14 protein-coding genes, 1 CRISPR repeat array and 1 riboswitch are annotated in these 18,357 nt (G+C 55.4%); of the genes, 1 reads left to right on the top strand and 13 read right to left on the bottom strand.

Annotated features, from left to right (window positions below):
* Positions 1 to 141: 141 nt before the first annotated feature.
* From DXX99_RS09040 to alaS, 10 genes are all read right to left on the bottom strand, one after another.
* Positions 142 to 897 (bottom strand): UPF0280 family protein, encoded by a 756-nt coding sequence (locus DXX99_RS09040; RefSeq protein WP_115793161.1) that lies wholly within the window; start codon positions 895 to 897, stop codon positions 142 to 144.
* Between the two features lies 1 nt (position 898).
* Positions 899 to 1,300: an NIL domain-containing protein gene (locus tag DXX99_RS09035; protein ID WP_115793160.1), complete on the bottom strand. Its 402-nt coding sequence runs from the start codon at positions 1,298 to 1,300 to the stop codon at positions 899 to 901.
* Positions 1,300 to 2,520, bottom strand: coding sequence for a homocysteine biosynthesis protein (locus tag DXX99_RS09030; protein WP_115793159.1), 1,221 nt, complete (start codon positions 2,518 to 2,520; stop codon positions 1,300 to 1,302). The genes DXX99_RS09035 and DXX99_RS09030 overlap by 1 nt, the downstream gene beginning before the upstream one ends.
* Before the next feature lie 76 nt (positions 2,521 to 2,596).
* Positions 2,597 to 2,727, bottom strand: a riboswitch (SAM riboswitch).
* A gap of 64 nt (positions 2,728 to 2,791) precedes the next feature.
* Positions 2,792 to 4,432: a peptidoglycan D,D-transpeptidase FtsI family protein gene (locus tag DXX99_RS09025; RefSeq protein ID WP_115793158.1), complete on the bottom strand. Its 1,641-nt coding sequence runs from the start codon at positions 4,430 to 4,432 to the stop codon at positions 2,792 to 2,794.
* 29 nt (positions 4,433 to 4,461) lie between these two features.
* Positions 4,462 to 5,496 (bottom strand): endolytic transglycosylase MltG, encoded by a 1,035-nt coding sequence (gene mltG / locus DXX99_RS09020; protein ID WP_276308340.1) that lies wholly within the window; start codon positions 5,494 to 5,496, stop codon positions 4,462 to 4,464.
* Entirely contained in the window at positions 5,447 to 6,874 is a 1,428-nt protein-coding gene (locus tag DXX99_RS09015; protein ID WP_115793156.1) for a VanW family protein, read from the bottom strand. The genes mltG and DXX99_RS09015 overlap by 50 nt, the downstream gene beginning before the upstream one ends.
* 18 nt (positions 6,875 to 6,892) lie before the next feature.
* A complete protein-coding gene (locus DXX99_RS09010; RefSeq protein ID WP_115793155.1) occupies positions 6,893 to 7,159 on the bottom strand; it encodes a DUF1292 domain-containing protein in 267 nt (88 codons plus the stop codon).
* Positions 7,160 to 7,175: 16 nt separating this feature from the next.
* Positions 7,176 to 7,607 (bottom strand): Holliday junction resolvase RuvX, encoded by a 432-nt coding sequence (gene ruvX, locus DXX99_RS09005; RefSeq protein ID WP_115793154.1) that lies wholly within the window; start codon positions 7,605 to 7,607, stop codon positions 7,176 to 7,178.
* A gap of 3 nt (positions 7,608 to 7,610) precedes the next feature.
* A complete protein-coding gene (locus DXX99_RS09000) occupies positions 7,611 to 7,895 on the bottom strand; it encodes an IreB family regulatory phosphoprotein (RefSeq protein WP_115793164.1) in 285 nt (94 codons plus the stop codon).
* Positions 7,896 to 7,972: 77 nt separating this feature from the next.
* Entirely contained in the window at positions 7,973 to 10,597 is a 2,625-nt protein-coding gene (gene alaS / locus DXX99_RS08995) for an alanine--tRNA ligase (RefSeq protein ID WP_115793153.1), read from the bottom strand.
* Between the two features lie 142 nt (positions 10,598 to 10,739).
* Here alaS and sigK point away from each other — a divergent pair, with 142 nt between their 5' ends.
* Positions 10,740 to 11,432, top strand: a complete 693-nt coding sequence (sigK, locus tag DXX99_RS08990) for an RNA polymerase sporulation sigma factor SigK (RefSeq protein ID WP_115793163.1) — start codon at positions 10,740 to 10,742, stop codon at positions 11,430 to 11,432.
* Positions 11,433 to 11,858: 426 nt separating this feature from the next.
* Positions 11,859 to 15,954: a CRISPR direct-repeat array (repeat unit 30 nt; unit sequence GTTTCAATCCCTCATAGGTAGGCTACAAAC).
* A gap of 247 nt (positions 15,955 to 16,201) precedes the next feature.
* On the opposite strand, the gene cas2 is transcribed toward sigK, so the two are convergent.
* The 3 genes from cas2 to DXX99_RS08970 form a co-directional block, all read right to left on the bottom strand.
* Complete coding sequence (gene cas2, locus DXX99_RS08980) at positions 16,202 to 16,465, bottom strand: CRISPR-associated endonuclease Cas2 (RefSeq protein WP_115793151.1); 264 nt, start codon at positions 16,463 to 16,465, stop codon at positions 16,202 to 16,204.
* Positions 16,466 to 16,491: 26 nt separating this feature from the next.
* Positions 16,492 to 17,487 carry a type I-B CRISPR-associated endonuclease Cas1b gene (cas1b, locus tag DXX99_RS08975; RefSeq protein WP_115793162.1) on the bottom strand — a complete coding sequence of 332 codons (996 nt, stop codon included), beginning with the start codon at positions 17,485 to 17,487 and terminating at the stop codon, positions 16,492 to 16,494.
* 200 nt (positions 17,488 to 17,687) lie between these two features.
* On the bottom strand, positions 17,688 to 18,305 hold the full coding sequence (locus DXX99_RS08970; RefSeq protein ID WP_115793150.1) for a phosphatase PAP2 family protein: 618 nt from the start codon (positions 18,303 to 18,305) through the stop codon (positions 17,688 to 17,690).
* Positions 18,306 to 18,357: the final 52 nt, after the last annotated feature.

Raw genomic sequence — 18,357 nt, 5'->3', positions numbered from 1 at the left:
GAGACCTCACCCTCCTGAGTGGTTGGATTGTCAACTACTCGTCCCTGGCAAAAGGACGGTGAGGTCTCTTCTTCTTTTTCTCCTCCCTCGGCTCCTGCAAGAACTCCTACGGTAACTTTACACTAACCTGGCTCCAGCGCGTCAGGAGTTGGCAGGGAGGAGCGGCACTAGCTTGGCCTTGCCCCAGACTCCTAGGTGCTTCCCGAGGATGACCACCGCTCCCAGAACTCCAGGGATCTTCTGGATGAAGGAAAGGGCTTCTTCTATGTCTTCAGGCGTCCTAACCCGGTTGCCCAAGGCGGTGGCAGCAGCATCGGCCAGGGCCGCATTGGCAGCCAGCACCACCGCCGCATCGGCTTTCCCAAAGCTTAGCGAATGCCCCACCGTACCCGATGAGGTGCAGATTCCCAGAGGGGTGAGATCGGCTGGGATAGCCAGCGCCACCCGGGAGGAGAGGGGGGAATTGCCGGCGTAGATGCCTACTATCCTCTGGCGCGAACTTTTGAGGTAAATGTCCCCGCCGTTTTCCACCACCACCTCACGGGAGAAACGGCCAAGATACTTACCCACCAGATCGGCAAAAGCCCCGGCCACCGCCGCCATCGGCCCTACCCCGGCAAGTTCCGCCGCCCCCGCCATGGCCCAAGCTAGCGGCGGAGCTCCGGGAAGCGGCTTATGAGGCACGAGCGCAGCGGCGAAAGCGGGATCGCGCCTCAGGTAGTCCTCCAGTAGCTGCCGCTGCTCCCGCACCAGCTTCTCCACTTTCCAGACCAAAGAGGAAGAGAAGCGCTCGCGCCGGACTCCCAGTAAAAGGTCGGTCTCCTTGACCTTTACCTCGAAAAAGGTGAGATCCTCTTGTCTTAACCAAGCCCGATAAATCCGGCGCCTTTCCGGCACCCTAGAAGCGCACCTCCATGGCCTTCATAGGACAGGCGCGGACGCAAAGCTGGCAGACCACACAAGCCTCGCCGTCAAAGCGCACCAGCATGGAAGGGCGCTCAAAGTAAAGCGCCCCCGTAGGGCAAATGGCTGTGCAGGCCCCGCAATGAGTACAGCGCTCCTCGTTCCGGATGATCTCTTCCGTCAGAGGCTGTACCGCCACCCCCTGGCGGCGCAGATAATCGAGCCCATCCTCCACCTTTTCGCCGGTGACCTCCAGTACCATCATCCCTTCCTTGTGAGGGTTGATGTTGGCCTTAAGGATGTTGATCATCAGATCGTAGTCCTTCACCAACCGGTAAATTATCGGCTTGTCCGCTATAGCGGCAGGAAAGCGCAGCACCACCTTGCTAGGGGGCATTATCCCCTACCCCCCTTCACGCCTCTTATATCCAAAGTTTTGGGAACTATTCCGGCTTCCGGCCCCGGCAGCGGAGCTACCGGCTCCGTCAGCAAGAACTTTCCTTCCTGTATCCACTCTTTCAAGATTTGACAAATTTCCCGCGCCCGCGCATAGCTCGATAAGGACGCGGTAGGAACTTCCTTGCCGTTAATGGTTATCTTGCCTGAGCGCAGCTCGGCGTAGCTCACCCAACCCAGATTCTCCGAGCGCCTTTGGGGGTAGGCCTCAGCGTAGTCCACAATGGGCGCGTAGAGCTCCCGGTCGGGACGGGAAGCATAGTAGCAGACCTCTTCGTCCAGAATAGGGATAGCCACCCCTATCCCTACCGATAGGGAAACCCCGTAGCCCAGCATACTTGTACCCCTCAACCAGCGAGGGCTCATCTGTTTGAGGTCGCCCATTACCGCCAGCGTGCCTCCGGAGGGTATGCGCACTGCTCCGGGAGGAAGATCGGGGATGGAGGGGAAGTGCTGGGTACCGTGGTTCACCACGTAACCTATCCCGCCTCCCAGGAATATTCTGGTGCCTATGCCTATGGTGCGGAAGAAGGGATCCTTGAGCAGGGGGCTTAATTGCCCGGAAGTAGCGTAGTGGGCGTTGCCCAGCCGCGGCTTCAGAACCCCCATGTAAGTGTAAAGGGTGCGGTCGCCCGTGTTGACCGCGCAGGCGTAGTTTTGGTAAGCGTTGCGTGGGTTAAAGAGGAAAGCTTCGTTGATGTCGTCCAGGGTAATAACCGTCTCTATCTCCCGGCGGGGATAGCAGTCCGTGCCGTAACCCACAGCCTTTAGCTTAACCGGGCGACGCGCTACCAGGTCTTCGATCACATGTCCACCACCGTAGCGAAATTCACCCGGCGGATCGGTGTTAAGCGGGTCCCCTTCCCGCACCGCCGTGGCTCCTAAAAAGGCGTCCACTGCGGCCAAACCGGCATAGGCAGGAACATCGTTGAGCCAGACCCGGAAAAACTTGATCCGGGGGACGCTGTGACCGAAATTGAAAAAGGCTCCGGAAGAACACATGGGAGAGAAAGTACCCGTGGTGACCACGTCTACTTCCTGAGCCGCCTGCTTTACCCCTTTTTCTTCCACTAGTGACACCAGTTCCTCGGCGGTTACCACCACTACTTTGCCAGCTTTAATCTTTGCGTTGATCTCAGCGAAGGTTCGATGTACCCCCATATCTTCCCGTCCCTCCCCGCGTTCAAAACAAATTTAAAGGCCTCCCCCAGTAGGCAAGAGGCCGTGAACCACGGCGCTCTTATCCACCAGGCGAGAATGCCTTTCCGGCTCTTCTCCCTGCAGGGGTTGGCACCTGGCCTGCCCTTAAAAGGCAGGCTGGTTGCCGGGCTTCATCGGGCCTGTTCCCTCCGCCACTCTCGATAAGAGCCCGCCTCAAGTACCTTTATACCGAATTATGCCTTCCTAGTATAGCAAGCTTCCCCGCAAAAAGTCAATTACCTATCAAGGCTTCGCCTATTTCGCGGAAGAGGGGAGCAGCATCTTCCCCGCCTCCCCGTCCCCCTTCCTCCATGACAACCACCACATAGCGCGGAGACTCCAAAGGGAAGAAGCCGGCAAACCAGGAGCAGCGCTTCTCCCCGACAAGTTCGGCCGTACCCGTCTTCCCCCCACTGCCGACTCGAGGAATATAACCTAGACGCGCCGTGCCTTCCCGCACGGCCAGAGCCATCATTTCGCGTACCTCCCGCGCCACCGCGGGGGAGAAAACCCTTTTCCCCTTGTCCGGGGGAAGCTCCGTCAGCTTTCCCCGCTGGCGTATCCCCTTCACTAGCCGGGGGCGAACGTAGACCCCATCGTTAAGCAAAGTGTTCAGCACCGCCGCCACTTGAACAGGGGTGAGGAGTAGGGGGCCCTGGCCTACACTCAGATTGGCTAAGCTATAGGGCTCCATAAGGTTCTTGAGGTTCTGCCGGGGATCGGCGGGCAGGGGATAACCTATTACTGATCGCTCGTGCAAACAGAGCTCCCAGCAATACCGGATAAGCTTTTCTTGTCCCAGCCTCAGTCCCACCTGAGCAAAGACCGGGTTGCAAGACTGGGCAAAGGCCTGACGGAAGGTGAGGTAGCCATGCCCCTCTTTCTTCCAGCAAGGAAGTAGCGGGCCTTCCGCTCCCCGGCAGCAGAAGGTCTCTTCCGGCCGTACCACGCCCTCTTCTAGTGCGGCCGCCGCTACCACCATCTTGAAGACCGAGCCAGGGGGATAAGGGGCAAAAGCGCGGTCGAAGAAGGACACGTCCGGTTCCTGCTTCTCGGGGTGGGCCGGGTCGAAAGCAGGACGGCTGGCCACTGCCAGCAAATCTCCTTTCCCCACTTCTAGTACTACCACCGCTCCTCGAAAGCGATGTTTATCCATAACCTCCTCCACTTTGCGCTGCAGTTCGCCGTCTAAGGTGAGTTCCACTTCTCCCCGCTCCGGATCGGCAACGGCGAAAAGCTTGACTCCGGCTCCGTTTAACAGCTTCCCTTGCGCATCGCGGTATACCCCGGCGGCCAAGGAAGGGAAGCCCCCCTGCAAGACGGCATCGTAAAAGTATTCGCACCCTTGCTTGCCCACCCATTCTCCTCGACTGCGCCGCTTTTCTTCCGGGGAGGAAACCTTTCCCACGTAACCCACTATGTGCGCCGCCAATGGAGGAGAGTTGTAACGGATCAGGTAGGGCAGGACGAAAAGGCCCGGCAGGTTAAGGTTTTTAACCGCTTCTTCTTGCTCCGGAGTAAGAGAATAAGGGAGAACGCCGGCTTCCTTCTCCAGCTCCCTCTCCAGTTCTTTCACCGGCTTTCCTAAAAGGGCGCTGAGCTGCCGGGCCACCTCTTGCCGATCGGGCAGGAGAGGGGCAAAAAACACAATCCGCTTTTCCTCCCTTCCCCCGGCCAGCACCCGGCCGCAACGGTCGACAATTTTTCCTCTGGGATACTCTTCCAGGGAAACGGTGAAGGTCTGCTGGCTGAAGGCCGCCCAGGCATAGCGGGCATGCTGTCGCAGCTGCAGAGTTGCTAGGCGCACCGTCAGGCAGGAAAAGCCTAAAAAGCTTATCAGGAGAAGCCAAGCGATCCTTCGCCGGTGCTTCATACCAATATTCTGGCCGGCGGAGGGAGCGCTTATCCCCGGTAGCGGCGAATGTTCTCCTCATGCTCATCCAAGGTACGGGCGAAAGCATGGTGGCCGTCGGGCTTGGCCACGTAGTAAAGGTAGTCGGTGAACTCGGGATGCAAAGCGGCATTCAAAGAAGCACGCCCCGGTGAGGCTATAGGCCCAGGGGGTAAACCCTTTACGTGATAGGTGTTATAGGGGGAATTCACCTCTAAATCGGCGTAGGTTAAGGGGCTTTTCCATTTGTCCAGGACGTAGGCCACGGTGGCGTCCACCTGCAGGGGCATGTCCAAGCGCAAGCGGTGGTAAAGTACCCCGGCTATAAGCGGCCGCTCCTCGTCGTACCTGGCTTCCTGCTCCACCAAAGAAGCTAGAGTGACCAGTTGATGCAAGGAAAGCCCCTGTTCCCGCGCCCCCTCCTCCAGCTGCATTTCTTCAGCCACCTGAGCGAAGCGGCGCAGCATGAGGTCGATGATGTCCTGAATCGGGGTGCCCGCCGGAACTTCGTAGGTGTCGGGGAAAAGGTACCCTTCCAAACGCCGCCTTCCCGGCGGCGCCTCGCCCAGGAAAGCGTAAGAAAAGGGGTAACTTTCCACCACCCGCCAGAATTCGCCTGCTGAAGCTATCCCCTTGGCCTCCAGAAGTTCGGCCAGTTCCTTCAAGGTGAAGCCCTCGGGGACGGTTATCCGCCACAGAACTGGCCCTTTGGTTAACTCGGCCGTTACTTGCGCAAGGCCGAGCCGTCCCCAAAAAACATACTCTCCCGGCAGAATCTTCTTATCTATTCCCTTGAGGCGGGTGTAAAGGCGAAAGAGGGAAGGGTTGCGTATAACGTGGTGGCGGTAGAGCTCCTCCGCCACCCAGTGAGTAGAAGCCCGGGGAGGGATGTAAAGGGAGACTCCTTCCGGCGGCAGAGATACCGGCCTTAACTCCAGCCAAAGCCAAGTCCCCAACCCGCCTAACAGGAGGAGGGCAACTTTCGCCCAAAGAAGCCTACCTCTGAGAAGAGGCGGGAACTTCGGCACTTGCAGCGGGATTCTCATCAGACACCTTACCTTCTGGGCGTTCGGGTACCACCAGGCGGGGAACCGCCTTGGTACCCACGACCACGATCTCATCTACCGGTTTGTAGTGGCTGGAGGGAAGGGCTTCCCGTCGCGCTTTACCCCCTTCCCAGATTATCCTTTCGGCACTCACTCGGTAACCCTTCTGCCCCTTCTGCTTCACGATCTCTTTCCCTTTCTCCAGATCGGGGTCCTCTTCGCGGACGACCTTAAAGGGAATCTCCTCGGTAACCCAGGTCCTTATCTCCACTTGGCGCTTGAAACGGCCATTGCCGTAGATCTTTACGGTGAGGAAGTCAGGTCCCACTATGGTGCGCAGGTAAAGGTATTTGTCGGTGTTGTTCTGAAACTTAAAGTCGAAGCCGCCGTAGGACACCGTGGCGTCGCGGCCTAAGGGTACATAGTTTACAGGCAGCGAGTGAGCGTAACGCTCCACCACCTTAAGCCCGGCTAGCAGGACGGCGTTATAAAGGGTAGTGGACACCTGGCAGATCCCTCCACCCACGGTGTCCACGAACCTGTCCTCGATGATGGTTGGGGCTTCTTTATAGCCAGCCTTGGCTGAGCGGGGGCCGACCACCTGGTTGAAGGAAACCACCTCCCCCGGCGCCACCAGAAGGCCGTTAAAGGCCGTGGCCGCTATAGAGATGTTATAGACCCGGTTGGCGTTGGAAGGGTCGAACTTGGTGGTAAACTGGGCCAGGAGGCATTCAAGCCCCATATTTTTCACGTCTTCCGTGGTGTGCTCCGGGGGAATGGGCTTCAGAGGAAGCTTGATGACCGGTTCTCGGCCCTCGTTGAGAATGGCCGATAGCTGAGGGTAGGCTGCTTCTACATCTGCGCACCTGCCTTCGCGGCTGGGGATGATGACGATGGTGTCGTTGGGTAGCACGCGGAAAGCGGCATTCTGGGGAGGAACGGTCAGCTCTTTGGTCAGGTCTTGCAGGGTAGCGACCAAGCGCTGACGATCCACCGAGAACTGGAGAGGCAGGTGCAGGCCCTTCCTCTCCACATGCCACCGCTCCCAGAGGCGCTGTCCCAACCAGCCCCGGTGTCCCACAGCCAGCGCCTCCTCCAGAACCGAGCGATCGAGCTTTACCCCCAGCTCCGCCAGGGGAACGAGCCAATCGCGCGAAGCGCATTCTACCCTTACGGTCCGAGCCAGTAAGTCCTTTTCCAGACAGTTAAGCCAGGCCGCCGCCTCACCCGCCGTCTTGCCTCCCACGTAGTACCCGTCAATATAGACTCCAGCGGGAATCACGCCAGCAGGATAGGTCTTATCGTAGCAAGCTAGCAAGGCAGTGGCCAGGGCAAGCAAGAAGAAAGCACAGGCTCCTACCCAGACCGCGCGGCGCAAAAAGCCCCTTCTCTCCCCTTAGTGGTTGTTCTCTTTAAACCGCAACTCCTCCCAGATGTCGGCCACTTTTTCCCACTCTTCGTCTTCCAGATCCACCAGAATCTCATTGCCTTCCTCATCCTGGCTGAACTTCAAGATGAGGATGTCCCCCGACTCCTCGTCTTGGCCCAGAGGAAGAAGGACGGCGTAGGTGGAACCATCTACCTCCAGGATGTCTAAGACCTCAAAATCTTGCTCCTCACCGTTTTCATCTACCAGAGTAATCACTTCGAGTTCTTCCGCCATTTTTCCCTATCTCCTTTCAAAATTTAGGTTGTTCTGCCTCTCCCCGGCGCCTTTCCAAATAGGCCTCCAGCAACAAGACGGCGGCCAAGATGTCCTTTATCCGGCGCCGCTCCCTCCGGCTCACATCGGCCGCCAGAAGGACCTTCTCCGCCTCCTTAGTGGTGAATCGCTCATCCCAGTAGATAATTTTTAACCCCTGCTGTGCCAATAATTCTCCAAACCGCAAAACTTTCTGCGCCTGGGGACCGATCTCTCCTGCCAAGGTGCGCGGCAACCCTATCACCACTTCTTCCACGCCGTACCGGCGAGCCAGCTCCACCACACGTTGCACGTCTTCGCTTTCTTCCCCCCGGCGCAACACCTCCAGACCCTGAGCCGTTAGGCCGAAGGGATCGCTTACCGCCACCCCAATGGTTTTATCTCCCACGTCCAGGGCCAGAATTCGCATCGCCTAGTCTTTGGTCACCAGTACGCCCGTCTTCTCCAAGTAAAGCCTCACTATTTCCTCCAGTATTTCGTCGCGCTCCAGCCGGCGGATAAGACTCCGGGCATTGCGGTGGCTGGTGATGTACGCCGGATCGCCGGAAAGGAGGTAACCCACCAACTGGTTCACCGGATTATAACCTTTTTCCAGCAAAGCCTCCACTACCTGTAAGAGTATCTCCCTTACGGTGGCCGACTCCTCTCTTCTACGCCGGAAGGTTGCCGTCTTGCCCAGGTCGTTTCCGGTAGCCATCTTTAACATCCCCCGCACCAGCATAATCCATTTATTCGCTCTCCGGCGAAATTATCCTTCCGGGAAAAGGTAAAAAGTCAGCGGGAGGATGCCAGATGCTGCCGCAAGAGCTCCTGCCCCAAGCGCAGCGCTTCACCCAACCTCTCGGGATTCTTCCCTCCGGCCTGGCCGAACTCCGCCCTCCCTCCACCACCCCCTCCTACCACTTGCGCCATAGCCTTAACTATCTGCGCCGCGTTTATTCCCCGCGCTACCGCTCCCGGCGCGGCGGCCACCACCAGGTTAACCTTGCCGTTGCTACTCGCCCCCAAAAGCACCACACTCGCACTACCTAGCTTCTCCCGCAGAAGGTCGGCCAAGCTACGTAGGCGTGCGGTGTCGGGCGCTTCCACCTTCGCCGCCAGCACTTTCACCCCATCGACCTCCTGGACTTTATCTAGGAGCTCCTGCACGGTGTAGAGGGCCAGCTTGTCCCGCAAAGCCTCGTTCTCCCGGGCGAGCGCCTTCATGTCCTGGAGCAATGCCTCCACTCTCTGGCTGAGCTCCCGGGCCGGAGCCTTTAACAAGGAGGCGATGCGCCGGTAATCGTCCTCCAGCTCCTCGAAGTAAGCCAAGGCTCTTTCTCCGGTTACCGCTTCGATGCGCCGGGTATTGGCCGCTACGCTTGCCTCGGCCACAATTTTAAACACTCCCACCTCCGCCGTGTTCCGGAGGTGTGTACCGGCGCAAAGCTCGATGCTATAATCCCCTATCTTGACCACCCTCACCGTCTCGCCGTATTTCTCGCCAAAGAGGGCTACCGCTCCCATAGCCTGAGCTTCCTCCAGAGAAGTGGTGAAGGTGACGACCGGCAAGGCGGCCAAGACGATCTCGTTGACCCTTTTCTCCACCCGTTTGATTTCCTCCGGAGTTAAGGCCTGATAATGGTCAAAGTCGAAGCGCAGGCGGTCGGGTGCTACCAGAGAACCGGCCTGCTTCACATGGGGGCCGAGTATCTCCTTCAGCGCTCGGTGCAGGAGGTGAGTGGCGGTGTGGTTGCGGGCAGTTTGGCGGCGCCGCTCGGCATCCACCACCGCTTCCACCTCGTCTCCTACGCGGAGCTCCCCCTTCTGCACTCTGACGTGGTGCACGATTATCCCTTCCACCGGCTGCTCCACGTGCTCCACCAGCGCCTCTCCTGAGGAAAAACGCAGAATCCCTTTATCGCTCACCTGCCCGCCCTTCTCGGCGTAGAAGGGAGTTACGTCCAGAACCACTTCCACCTCTTCGCCTGCAGAAGCCGAAGACTGCGCCTTGGCCCCCTTAACCAGCGCCACCACCCGGGACTTGGTATTCAGCAGCTCATAGCCCACAAAATCGATATCGCCCTTTTCTTCGCGGAGCTCCCGGTAAAAACGCTCCCTCTCCCCGAGATACTCAACCGTTTCCCGTGCCCGGCGCGCCCGCTCGCGCTGGGCCTCCATCTCCCGCTTGAAGCCTTCCTTGTCTACCGCCAATCCCTTTTCGGCACAGATTTCCTCGGTGAGCTCCAGAGGGAAACCGTAGGTATCGTAAAGACGAAAGGCCTCCTCTCCCGGTAGTACCTTCCCTCCCCGGGCCAGAACCTGTTCGATATTGCGGTTTAGCAACTCCATACCCTGGGAGAGGGTGGTCAAGAAGCGCTCCTCTTCTGCCCGGATTACCCGGAGTATGTGTTCCCGGTGGGCCACCAGCTCCGGGTAGACCTCACCCATCTTGTCACACACCGCCGCAGCTACCCTGCCCAAGAAAGGCTCCTCCCGACCGGCCAGCACCCCGTAGAGGAGTGCCCGCCGCAAAAGACGCCTTATTACGTAGCCTCGCCCCTCATTGGAAGGAAGAACTCCCTCGGCTGCCCCGAAGGTGACCGCCCGAACGTGATCGGCCACGACCTTAATCTTCCGGTCGGACGCCGGCAGGTGCAGTTCCTGCTCAGCAACGGCTACTATATCGCGGAAAAGATCTGTGGCGAAGGGGGAAGTGACTCCCTGAAGCACGGTGGCCACCCGCTCCAGCCCCATCCCCGTGTCGATCCCCTTGCTTTCTAAGGGGAGGTAATTCCCCTTCTCATCCCGGTAGTACTGGATAAAAACTAGGTTCCAGATTTCCAGGTAGCGATCGCAGTCGCAACCCACGTGGCAATCGGGACCACAGGCAAAGGCCGGACCGAAGTCATAATAAATCTCCGAGCAAGGGCCGCAGGGGCCCACCCCTATCTCCCAGAAGTTGGTGTCGCGTCCCAAGCGCACAATCCGCTCGGGCTTTACACCCATTTTACACCAGAGCTCAAAAGCCTCCTCGTCGTCCTCGAAGACCGAAAACCAGAGCCGGTCGATATCCAGGCCCAGCTCCTTGGTGACGAACTCCCAGGCCATGGCGATAGCTTCGGCCTTAAAGTAGTCGCCGAAGGAGAAGTTGCCCAGCATCTCGAAAAAGGTCAAATGCCTGGCCGTTTTCCCCACCGATTCGATGTCCTGCGTACGCAGGCACTTTTGACAAGTAGCCACCCGGCGGAATTCCGGCTTGGCCGCGCCCGTAAAATAGGGTTTAAAGGGAACCATTCCGGCTGCCGTCCACAGAAGACTGGGGTCACCAGCCGGAATGAGGGGGGCGCTGGGCAGGATGACATGGTCCTTTCGACGGAAATAATCGAGGAAGCGTTGACGTATCTCTTTGCCTTCCATAAGGCTCTAACCCCCGGTTACGAAAGAAACTTTGCCGTCTTTACCCAGGTTCTCGCGTTTAAAAGATTATACAGCCCTGAAAGCACCGGGGCAACTGCCGAACCCTCGGGGACAGGCACACAAAGGGCCGCATCCCCATAGCATAAAAAGGCGACAAAACAAAGACAAAGGCAGGGATGCGGCCATCGTACAGTTTATAGGGTACCTGAGTAACAATTCTTTCCCCCAGCCCTTGTCCGAAGAAGAAGAGAAAAAGTACATAAGACGGCTGCTGCGGGGGGATGAGGTAGCCCGTAATATCCTTATAGAGCATAATCTACGCCTGGTAGCTCACATAGTCAAGAAGTTTGAGTCTTCCGGCTACGACCCGGAAGACCTGATATCCATAGGTACTATAGGCTTAGTTAAAGCTATAAACACCTATGACCCCAAAAAGGGTACCCGCTTGGCCACCTACGCGGCAAAATGCGTAGAAAACGAAATACTGATGGCGCTCAGAGGAGCCAAGAAGACCAGAGGAGAAATTTTCCTCTCCGAGCCAGTTGCCAAGGACAAAGAAGGCAACGAAGTCACACTGGAGGAGTTCTTGGGAACTGAGCCCGACGCCATCTGCGAGGAGGTAGCCCGCCGCCTGGCGGAAGAGTCTTTGAAGCAGAAACTTAAACAGCTTACGCGGCGCGAGCGGGCCATCATTTCTGCCCGCTACGGCCTGAGCAACGGAAAGAGGCTCACTCAGCACGAGGTGGCCGCCTATTTGGGGATCTCCCGCAGCTATGTTTCCCGGCTGGAAAAACGGGCTTTAGAGAAATTGATATCAGGTGGCGTCCTGGTTTGAGAAACTGTACAAAAGTGTGTATGTCACTTTCATACAGCCGTCCCTGCACCAGGAACAGGAACTGGCCTTCTCACCACCCGCCTTCGGCGGTTCCCCGCCACCAAAACAGTCTTCAAGGGAGAAAAGCTCCCTCGGCATACCTCTTACCTGAGGGAGCTTTTCAAGATACGGGACGGTGAGGGCTGCGGAGAGGACTCGCCAAGCTTTTCTTCGCCACCCCAGAGGGCGGCCCCTCACCGGCTCCTTCCGTCGGTAGACCGGCTGTCGGGAAGCGGGCTCACTCTCTCCGCTTTGGAGAGTTTGCAGGTGTCTTCGAAGAGCCTTCAGTTCGCTACGCACCTCTTTTAACCGCTTCTTTATAGCCCTCTTCTTCCACTCGCTCTTTTCTTCCTTCAGCTCACGCTTGAGTCCCGGAGCCACATACAGGTTTCAATCCCTCATAGGTAGGCTACAAACCCCTCCAGCAGGCCGTGGAAGAAGGCTTCTTAAGCCGGTTTCAATCCCTCATAGGTAGGCTACAAACTTCAAAGCATATCCAACATCCTGAGCGCCTGTAGCCTGTTTCAATCCCTCATAGGTAGGCTACAAACAGCCTTTCTAAAACCCTCCTGGTCCAGGCCAGCATTGTTTCAATCCCTCATAGGTAGGCTACAAACCCGCCTGCTCCTGTGGCCCCCCAGGGGTTGCAGGTGGGTTTCAATCCCTCATAGGTAGGCTACAAACCACACTCTGGCGAAGAAGGTGCCCAGGGTGTGGCTGCGTTTCAATCCCTCATAGGTAGGCTACAAACGGGGGCAGGTGTGGAACTTCTCCAGGCGCGTAGGACGTTTCAATCCCTCATAGGTAGGCTACAAACTAGCCCGGGCTTCCTGCACCTGGGCAAGGGATGAACTGTTTCAATCCCTCATAGGTAGGCTACAAACCAGGCGGTGCCCGCGCCCTTCGCGTCTCTAAAAGGGGAGTTTCAATCCCTCATAGGTAGGCTACAAACGGGCGGACCTCCAGGAGCGGCTGGAGTTCCGGTGCGGTTTCAATCCCTCATAGGTAGGCTACAAACCGTCCGTTTTTTGAAGGTATCGGTTATCACTATGATGTGTTTCAATCCCTCATAGGTAGGCTACAAACGTGCTGCTGTTAGCTCCACCTGTCGGGTTCTTTGTGTGTTTCAATCCCTCATAGGTAGGCTACAAACCCGGGCTAAGCCCGCCCGGTGAGCTTCCTAAAGATCTGTTTCAATCCCTCATAGGTAGGCTACAAACTCATCTTTACCTGCGTTAGCTGCTTATACATAGCGTTGTTTCAATCCCTCATAGGTAGGCTACAAACCATACCGCTGGCCACCATGTCCCTCGCCATTGTCTCGTTTCAATCCCTCATAGGTAGGCTACAAACCTTCACTTTTATACTACCACAGCCGCAACACTCCTGTGTTTCAATCCCTCATAGGTAGGCTACAAACCAAACAGTTCCCCATACCCAACCCAGGCGCTAATCGCGTTTCAATCCCTCATAGGTAGGCTACAAACAAGCAAGCGGTATGTCCTTCCACCATATCCTTACGTTTCAATCCCTCATAGGTAGGCTACAAACCTCATGCACACCTGCTTCACTTTCTCCCACAAGTCCGTTTCAATCCCTCATAGGTAGGCTACAAACACGGAACTCCGGGCAGGAGTTCTCTGCCCCGGGAGGGGTTTCAATCCCTCATAGGTAGGCTACAAACCCGCCCGGCGGCGGACCGCTCCCACCGCCCATCCGGGGGTTTCAATCCCTCATAGGTAGGCTACAAACTACCAGCTCTTCCGCTTGAGCGTCTTTCCGGGTTGGCGTTTCAATCCCTCATAGGTAGGCTACAAACTACTGAGCACATCATTCGCTGTCAAGCACTACCACGGTTTCAATCCCTCATAGGTAGGCTACAAACTAAAGAAAAGCGTCTGGGGCTACCTCCGCAAGTATCGTTTCAATCCCTCATAGGTAGGCTACAAACCGGGCCGGGAGTGATCCCGGCCCTTATCTGTTTGCAGTGTTTCAATCCCTCATAGGTAGGCTACAAACGGTACAAGGCTTCCTCCAGCGCGTGTTTGTCTGTTCTGGGTTTCAATCCCTCATAGGTAGGCTACAAACACATACTTACCGCCCGGATTCCCTACGCATACTTTGTGTTTCAATCCCTCATAGGTAGGCTACAAACTCGAAACCCGGCGGGAGCGGGCACAGCCCCGCCAGGGTTTCAATCCCTCATAGGTAGGCTACAAACCTGTTAGTCTTGCTAGCTTTTTGGGTGGCATAGCTGGGTTTCAATCCCTCATAGGTAGGCTACAAACCGGTGACCTTTACCACCGGCTTACCTGGCTGGGTGGGTTTCAATCCCTCATAGGTAGGCTACAAACTTGTGTGAGGCTTAGGGGTGGTAGCGGTTGGAGGATGGTTTCAATCCCTCATAGGTAGGCTACAAACAGGCAACTGGCTCGCTTTTGCTAGTCCCACTGCGTCTTGTTTCAATCCCTCATAGGTAGGCTACAAACGGCGTTTCCAGTTCCCTGGCATTCCCAGATACCTGGGTTTCAATCCCTCATAGGTAGGCTACAAACTAAAATAATGAACAGCATAGTTACCAGCTATGCCACCGTTTCAATCCCTCATAGGTAGGCTACAAACACACGCTAGGCAAGGTAACATCAAAAATAGGCGGCTTTGTTTCAATCCCTCATAGGTAGGCTACAAACATCTGGCTCCCCAGGGTACTTTTCTTATGCTCTCGGGTTTCAATCCCTCATAGGTAGGCTACAAACGGGTACGGGTTTTGCTTTTTGCGCCTAAAACGTCGTAGTTTCAATCCCTCATAGGTAGGCTACAAACACCCCACTGCGCCTGAGTGCATTACGGCAGGACAGGGGTTTCAATCCCTCATAGGTAGGCTACAAACCTTCTGCTTGTAGTACGCCTCGGGCGTGAAGAATACCGTTTCAATCCCTCATAGGTAGGCTACAAACCCAGGCTCACGCTGAGTGCCGTGCCGTGGGTTTCGCTGTTTCAATCCCTCATAGGTAGGCTACAAACTTCTCTGAAACACCGCATGTTCTGGCATCTTTCAGGAGTTTCAATCCCTCATAGGTAGGCTACAAACAGGCAGGAATATGGTTCAACAGTCGTGATTGGTTTGTGTTTCAATCCCTCATAGGTAGGCTACAAACCAACACTATGAAGCTTTTTAAAGTTTCGGAGGAAGTTTGTTTCAATCCCTCATAGGTAGGCTACAAACTAGGGACGGTGTTCCCGAGGCGGTTCCGGATTATATGTTTCAATCCCTCATAGGTAGGCTACAAACATAGCCCGGGAGGTCGGGTATCGGCTGGAACTCGGGTTTCAATCCCTCATAGGTAGGCTACAAACAAAATGGGAGGCTTTTGAGGAACATTCAGCAACTGGAGTTTCAATCCCTCATAGGTAGGCTACAAACAGACTAGCGAGATTGACAGCGAAAGGTTTTGCTACAGTTTCAATCCCTCATAGGTAGGCTACAAACGTGTGTGATGCTGGATAAGCTTCTCTCGTGGGTTGTGTTTCAATCCCTCATAGGTAGGCTACAAACATACTAAGAAGGATCCGGATAAAGCTTTGGAAGAGTGTTTCAATCCCTCATAGGTAGGCTACAAACCTACCAGCTCCGACTCGAAAAGCCGGATAAGCTCATCCGTTTCAATCCCTCATAGGTAGGCTACAAACTCTAACATCCTGCGTAATAAGTACTACATCATAGCGTTTCAATCCCTCATAGGTAGGCTACAAACTCCTGTATCTATCGCACCAATTACGCAGAGTAGTCAGTTTCAATCCCTCATAGGTAGGCTACAAACTCCTGTATCTATCGCACCAATTACGCAGAGTAGTCAGTTTCAATCCCTCATAGGTAGGCTACAAACGTTGGTGGCCGCATGGCTCCACCAGGATAGAGAAGGGTTTCAATCCCTCATAGGTAGGCTACAAACAGTAGGCCATCTTAGCCCGCTCCAAACCCTCCACAGGTTTCAATCCCTCATAGGTAGGCTACAAACATCTAACACTACACGCCACCTCCGTATAACCTTCGTAGTTTCAATCCCTCATAGGTAGGCTACAAACTCCTGTATCTATCGCACCAATTACGCAGAGTAGTCAGTTTCAATCCCTCATAGGTAGGCTACAAACTTTTCTTGCCTTGGGTTGCGAGGCGCTACAATACTAGTTTCAATCCCTCATAGGTAGGCTACAAACCAACCGTATTAAGTAAAGCATCAAACTGCTCCTGCAGTTTCAATCCCTCATAGGTAGGCTACAAACCAGAAGAAACCTACGCAGTCGCCTACTGAGCGACCACGTTTCAATCCCTCATAGGTAGGCTACAAACTGTTCCGGCTGTGGAGCTTCTACTCTTCCAGCCGGGGTTTCAATCCCTCATAGGTAGGCTACAAACTAACTTTTCCCCGAACCAACACCGCCAGTAAAAACCGTTTCAATCCCTCATAGGTAGGCTACAAACCCGTTTTGCGGGCGTGAATTCTGGCTTTCCAAGATCGGTCACTGGCCCTGCGAACGACCATTCGCCGGAAGCTCACCAGATTATCTGGTGGTTCAATACTACCACACTGTGGGCTTTCAAGTCAATATTTAAAAAACTTAAGTAGTGTCGTCGATCTCCAGGGGTTTTTGCACTACCGACGGTCGACGACACTTCTCTTTACGAGGAGCCACTAGGAAAGCCCGCCCTTTCAATAGTGGAAGGAGGTTTACCAGATCCATTCTTCTCCACCCTTCTTTACCCCCAGGAGTTCACGAGTAGTATAGCGTTGGTTTCCCAAAACGTATAAGAGCACCGAGTCTTCTTTCACATCGATTACCTGCCTGAGCTCGTGCTTAAGCTTTCGGAAGGTAGCTTCGGTCAGTTCCCCTTCGAGGACAGAATTCTGTACCCAGTGTAGATACTTGCGGGCTATCTTTAAAACCTTGGCCACCCGCGCTACATTAACGTCGTAGACCAGGATAACGTACAAGGCCCATCCCCCTAAAATCCCGACTACTACCACCTGCTGACGAAGGGTGTGTACTCTTCTTCGCCGATCAGGTGCTTTTCTAGCTTATAAAGCTCCAGGCGCAGAATGGTCTGGTAGCTAACGTTACGCTTGAGGCGCCGGTGGTGGAAAGTGCTCTGGAGCTTCCGTTCAAACTCTTCCACCAGGGTGCGGCGTCCCCTTTCGCTCAGGAAGACGGCACTGCCGCAACGGTCGAAATCTCCGGGCGAAAGCATTCTTTTTCCCACCAGAGTAAAGAGGACGCGGTCTGCCAGGATAGGCTTAAAGACCTCGGCCACATCGAGATTGAGGGTGAAGCGGCGGAAGTTGGTGGCGTGAAGATAGCCGATCCGCGGGTCAAGATGGGTCTTGTAGATTTCTGAAAGCACTTTGACGTAAACCAGGGTGTTGCCGAAGCTTATGAGAGCGTTTAAAGGATCGGTGGGTGGCTTTTTGCTCCTCCCCTCGATCTGAAAAGGAGAGTCTTCCAGAATAACGTTGAAGCTTTCGTAGTAGTAGCTGCGGGCATTGCCCTCCACGGCCATGAGTTCTTCAATGGTCTGGCAAGAAGGCAAAGCAGACTTTAAAAACCGTTCTATCGCGGCAATGTATTCGGACAGATCTTTCCCGCGGTGATGATAGTAGCGCAGCACCTGCAGGATGTTCTCCAATGCTCCTTCCGCGAACTTGCGGGCAAGGTTCAGCCTCTTGGTCGGATCTATGTAATGCTCTGCCTGCTTCAGCACCATATACCCGGAATTGTAATGCTCACGCGGATAAAAAGAGCCTACGTAATGCCCGTAATAGCTAAAGAAATGAACTAAAATCTCGTTGTCACACAGAAACTCCAGGACTTCTTTGTTAAGATCCACTTCCCCAAAAACGAAGATATCCCGCACATTCTCCACCGGGAAGTAGCGCCGCTGCTCCTCCGTCTCGACTGCCAGGGTGTTCTCCTTGCGCCGCAACCGCCCACTCCGAAAGAGGTAAAGAGTCCTTCTCATTCCCCTCCACCTGTACACCAGACCAAAAGTAGGCCAGGGATCCTGGCCCAAAGGTACCAAGAAAAAAAGGAAAGGACAAGTGTCAAGAAAGGCTAAAATTTTTTGTTTGCCTGTTTTCTCCCCGGCTCTTCTAAGCAACTCTCGCTTTCTGGTAGAAAAAGGACGTCTGGCAGGCCTGGCTGGCGAAAGAAAAAAAGGACTTAAGGTGCACTTTTGCGCACTTTCCTCTCAAATATGCGCTCGTAAATTTCAATGGCACGAGATTGCCAGCGAGCGAGAACCGGCCAGCGCCGGAAAGCCAGATCCACTCCCTCAGCCGAAGCCCACCCTATAAAAGCCCCTCCTAGGACGTCCAGCGGGTAGTGGGCCCCGACGTAGACGCGCGCGAAAGCCACCAGAACGGCGAAAGCTAGAAGGATAGCGGCGGGAAGGTGCCTCAACCTTCCCTTAAGACCGAAAGCCAAAGCGAAAGAGCCGGTGGCGTGGTCACTGGGGAAAGAAGCGTCTCTCGTGTAAGGGATCAAAAGATGGGCAGGCAAGACGGTGTAAGGGCGGGGCCGGTAAAATACCCCTCCTATGATTTGGTTTAGCATAAGACCCAGAGCAGCAGCGAGGACGGCCCGCAGGGCCGCCTGCCGGTTGAGCTCCTTCTCCTTTCCCTTTCCCCAAAACCATAGCCCCGCCAGATAAAGGGCGAAAATAACCGGGCTATAAAGGGCTATGAAACGAAAGAGGTGATCGAAGAAGGGGATCCTTCCGGAAAGGCTGTTGATAAATTCAAAAAGCAAGGCGTCCAGCTTCTGGAGTAAGGCCAGCACGCTTTTCCCTCCCTCCGAAACGATGTATTTCCTATTGTAGCACTGCACCGGG

Source organism: Ammonifex thiophilus, assembly GCF_003368535.1.
GTDB classification, from domain to species: domain Bacteria; phylum Bacillota; class Desulfotomaculia; order Desulfotomaculales; family Ammonificaceae; genus Ammonifex; species Ammonifex thiophilus.
This window is presented reverse-complemented; position numbering and strand designations above follow the sequence as displayed.

Coding starts and splice junctions, on each gene's coding strand:
- DXX99_RS09025 (WP_115793158.1), bottom strand. CDS start 4,432: ATGAAGCACCGGCGAAGGATCGCTTGGCTTCTCCTGATAAGCTTTTTA.
- mltG (WP_276308340.1), bottom strand. CDS start 5,496: ATGAGAATCCCGCTGCAAGTGCCGAAGTTCCCGCCTCTTCTCAGAGGT.
- DXX99_RS09035 (WP_115793160.1), bottom strand. CDS start 1,300: ATGCCCCCTAGCAAGGTGGTGCTGCGCTTTCCTGCCGCTATAGCGGAC.
- DXX99_RS09000 (WP_115793164.1), bottom strand. CDS start 7,895: ATGGCTACCGGAAACGACCTGGGCAAGACGGCAACCTTCCGGCGTAGA.
- ruvX (WP_115793154.1), bottom strand. CDS start 7,607: ATGCGAATTCTGGCCCTGGACGTGGGAGATAAAACCATTGGGGTGGCG.
- alaS (WP_115793153.1), bottom strand. CDS start 10,597: ATGGAAGGCAAAGAGATACGTCAACGCTTCCTCGATTATTTCCGTCGA.
- cas1b (WP_115793162.1), bottom strand. CDS start 17,487: ATGAGAAGGACTCTTTACCTCTTTCGGAGTGGGCGGTTGCGGCGCAAG.
- DXX99_RS09010 (WP_115793155.1), bottom strand. CDS start 7,159: ATGGCGGAAGAACTCGAAGTGATTACTCTGGTAGATGAAAACGGTGAG.
- DXX99_RS09030 (WP_115793159.1), bottom strand. CDS start 2,520: ATGGGGGTACATCGAACCTTCGCTGAGATCAACGCAAAGATTAAAGCT.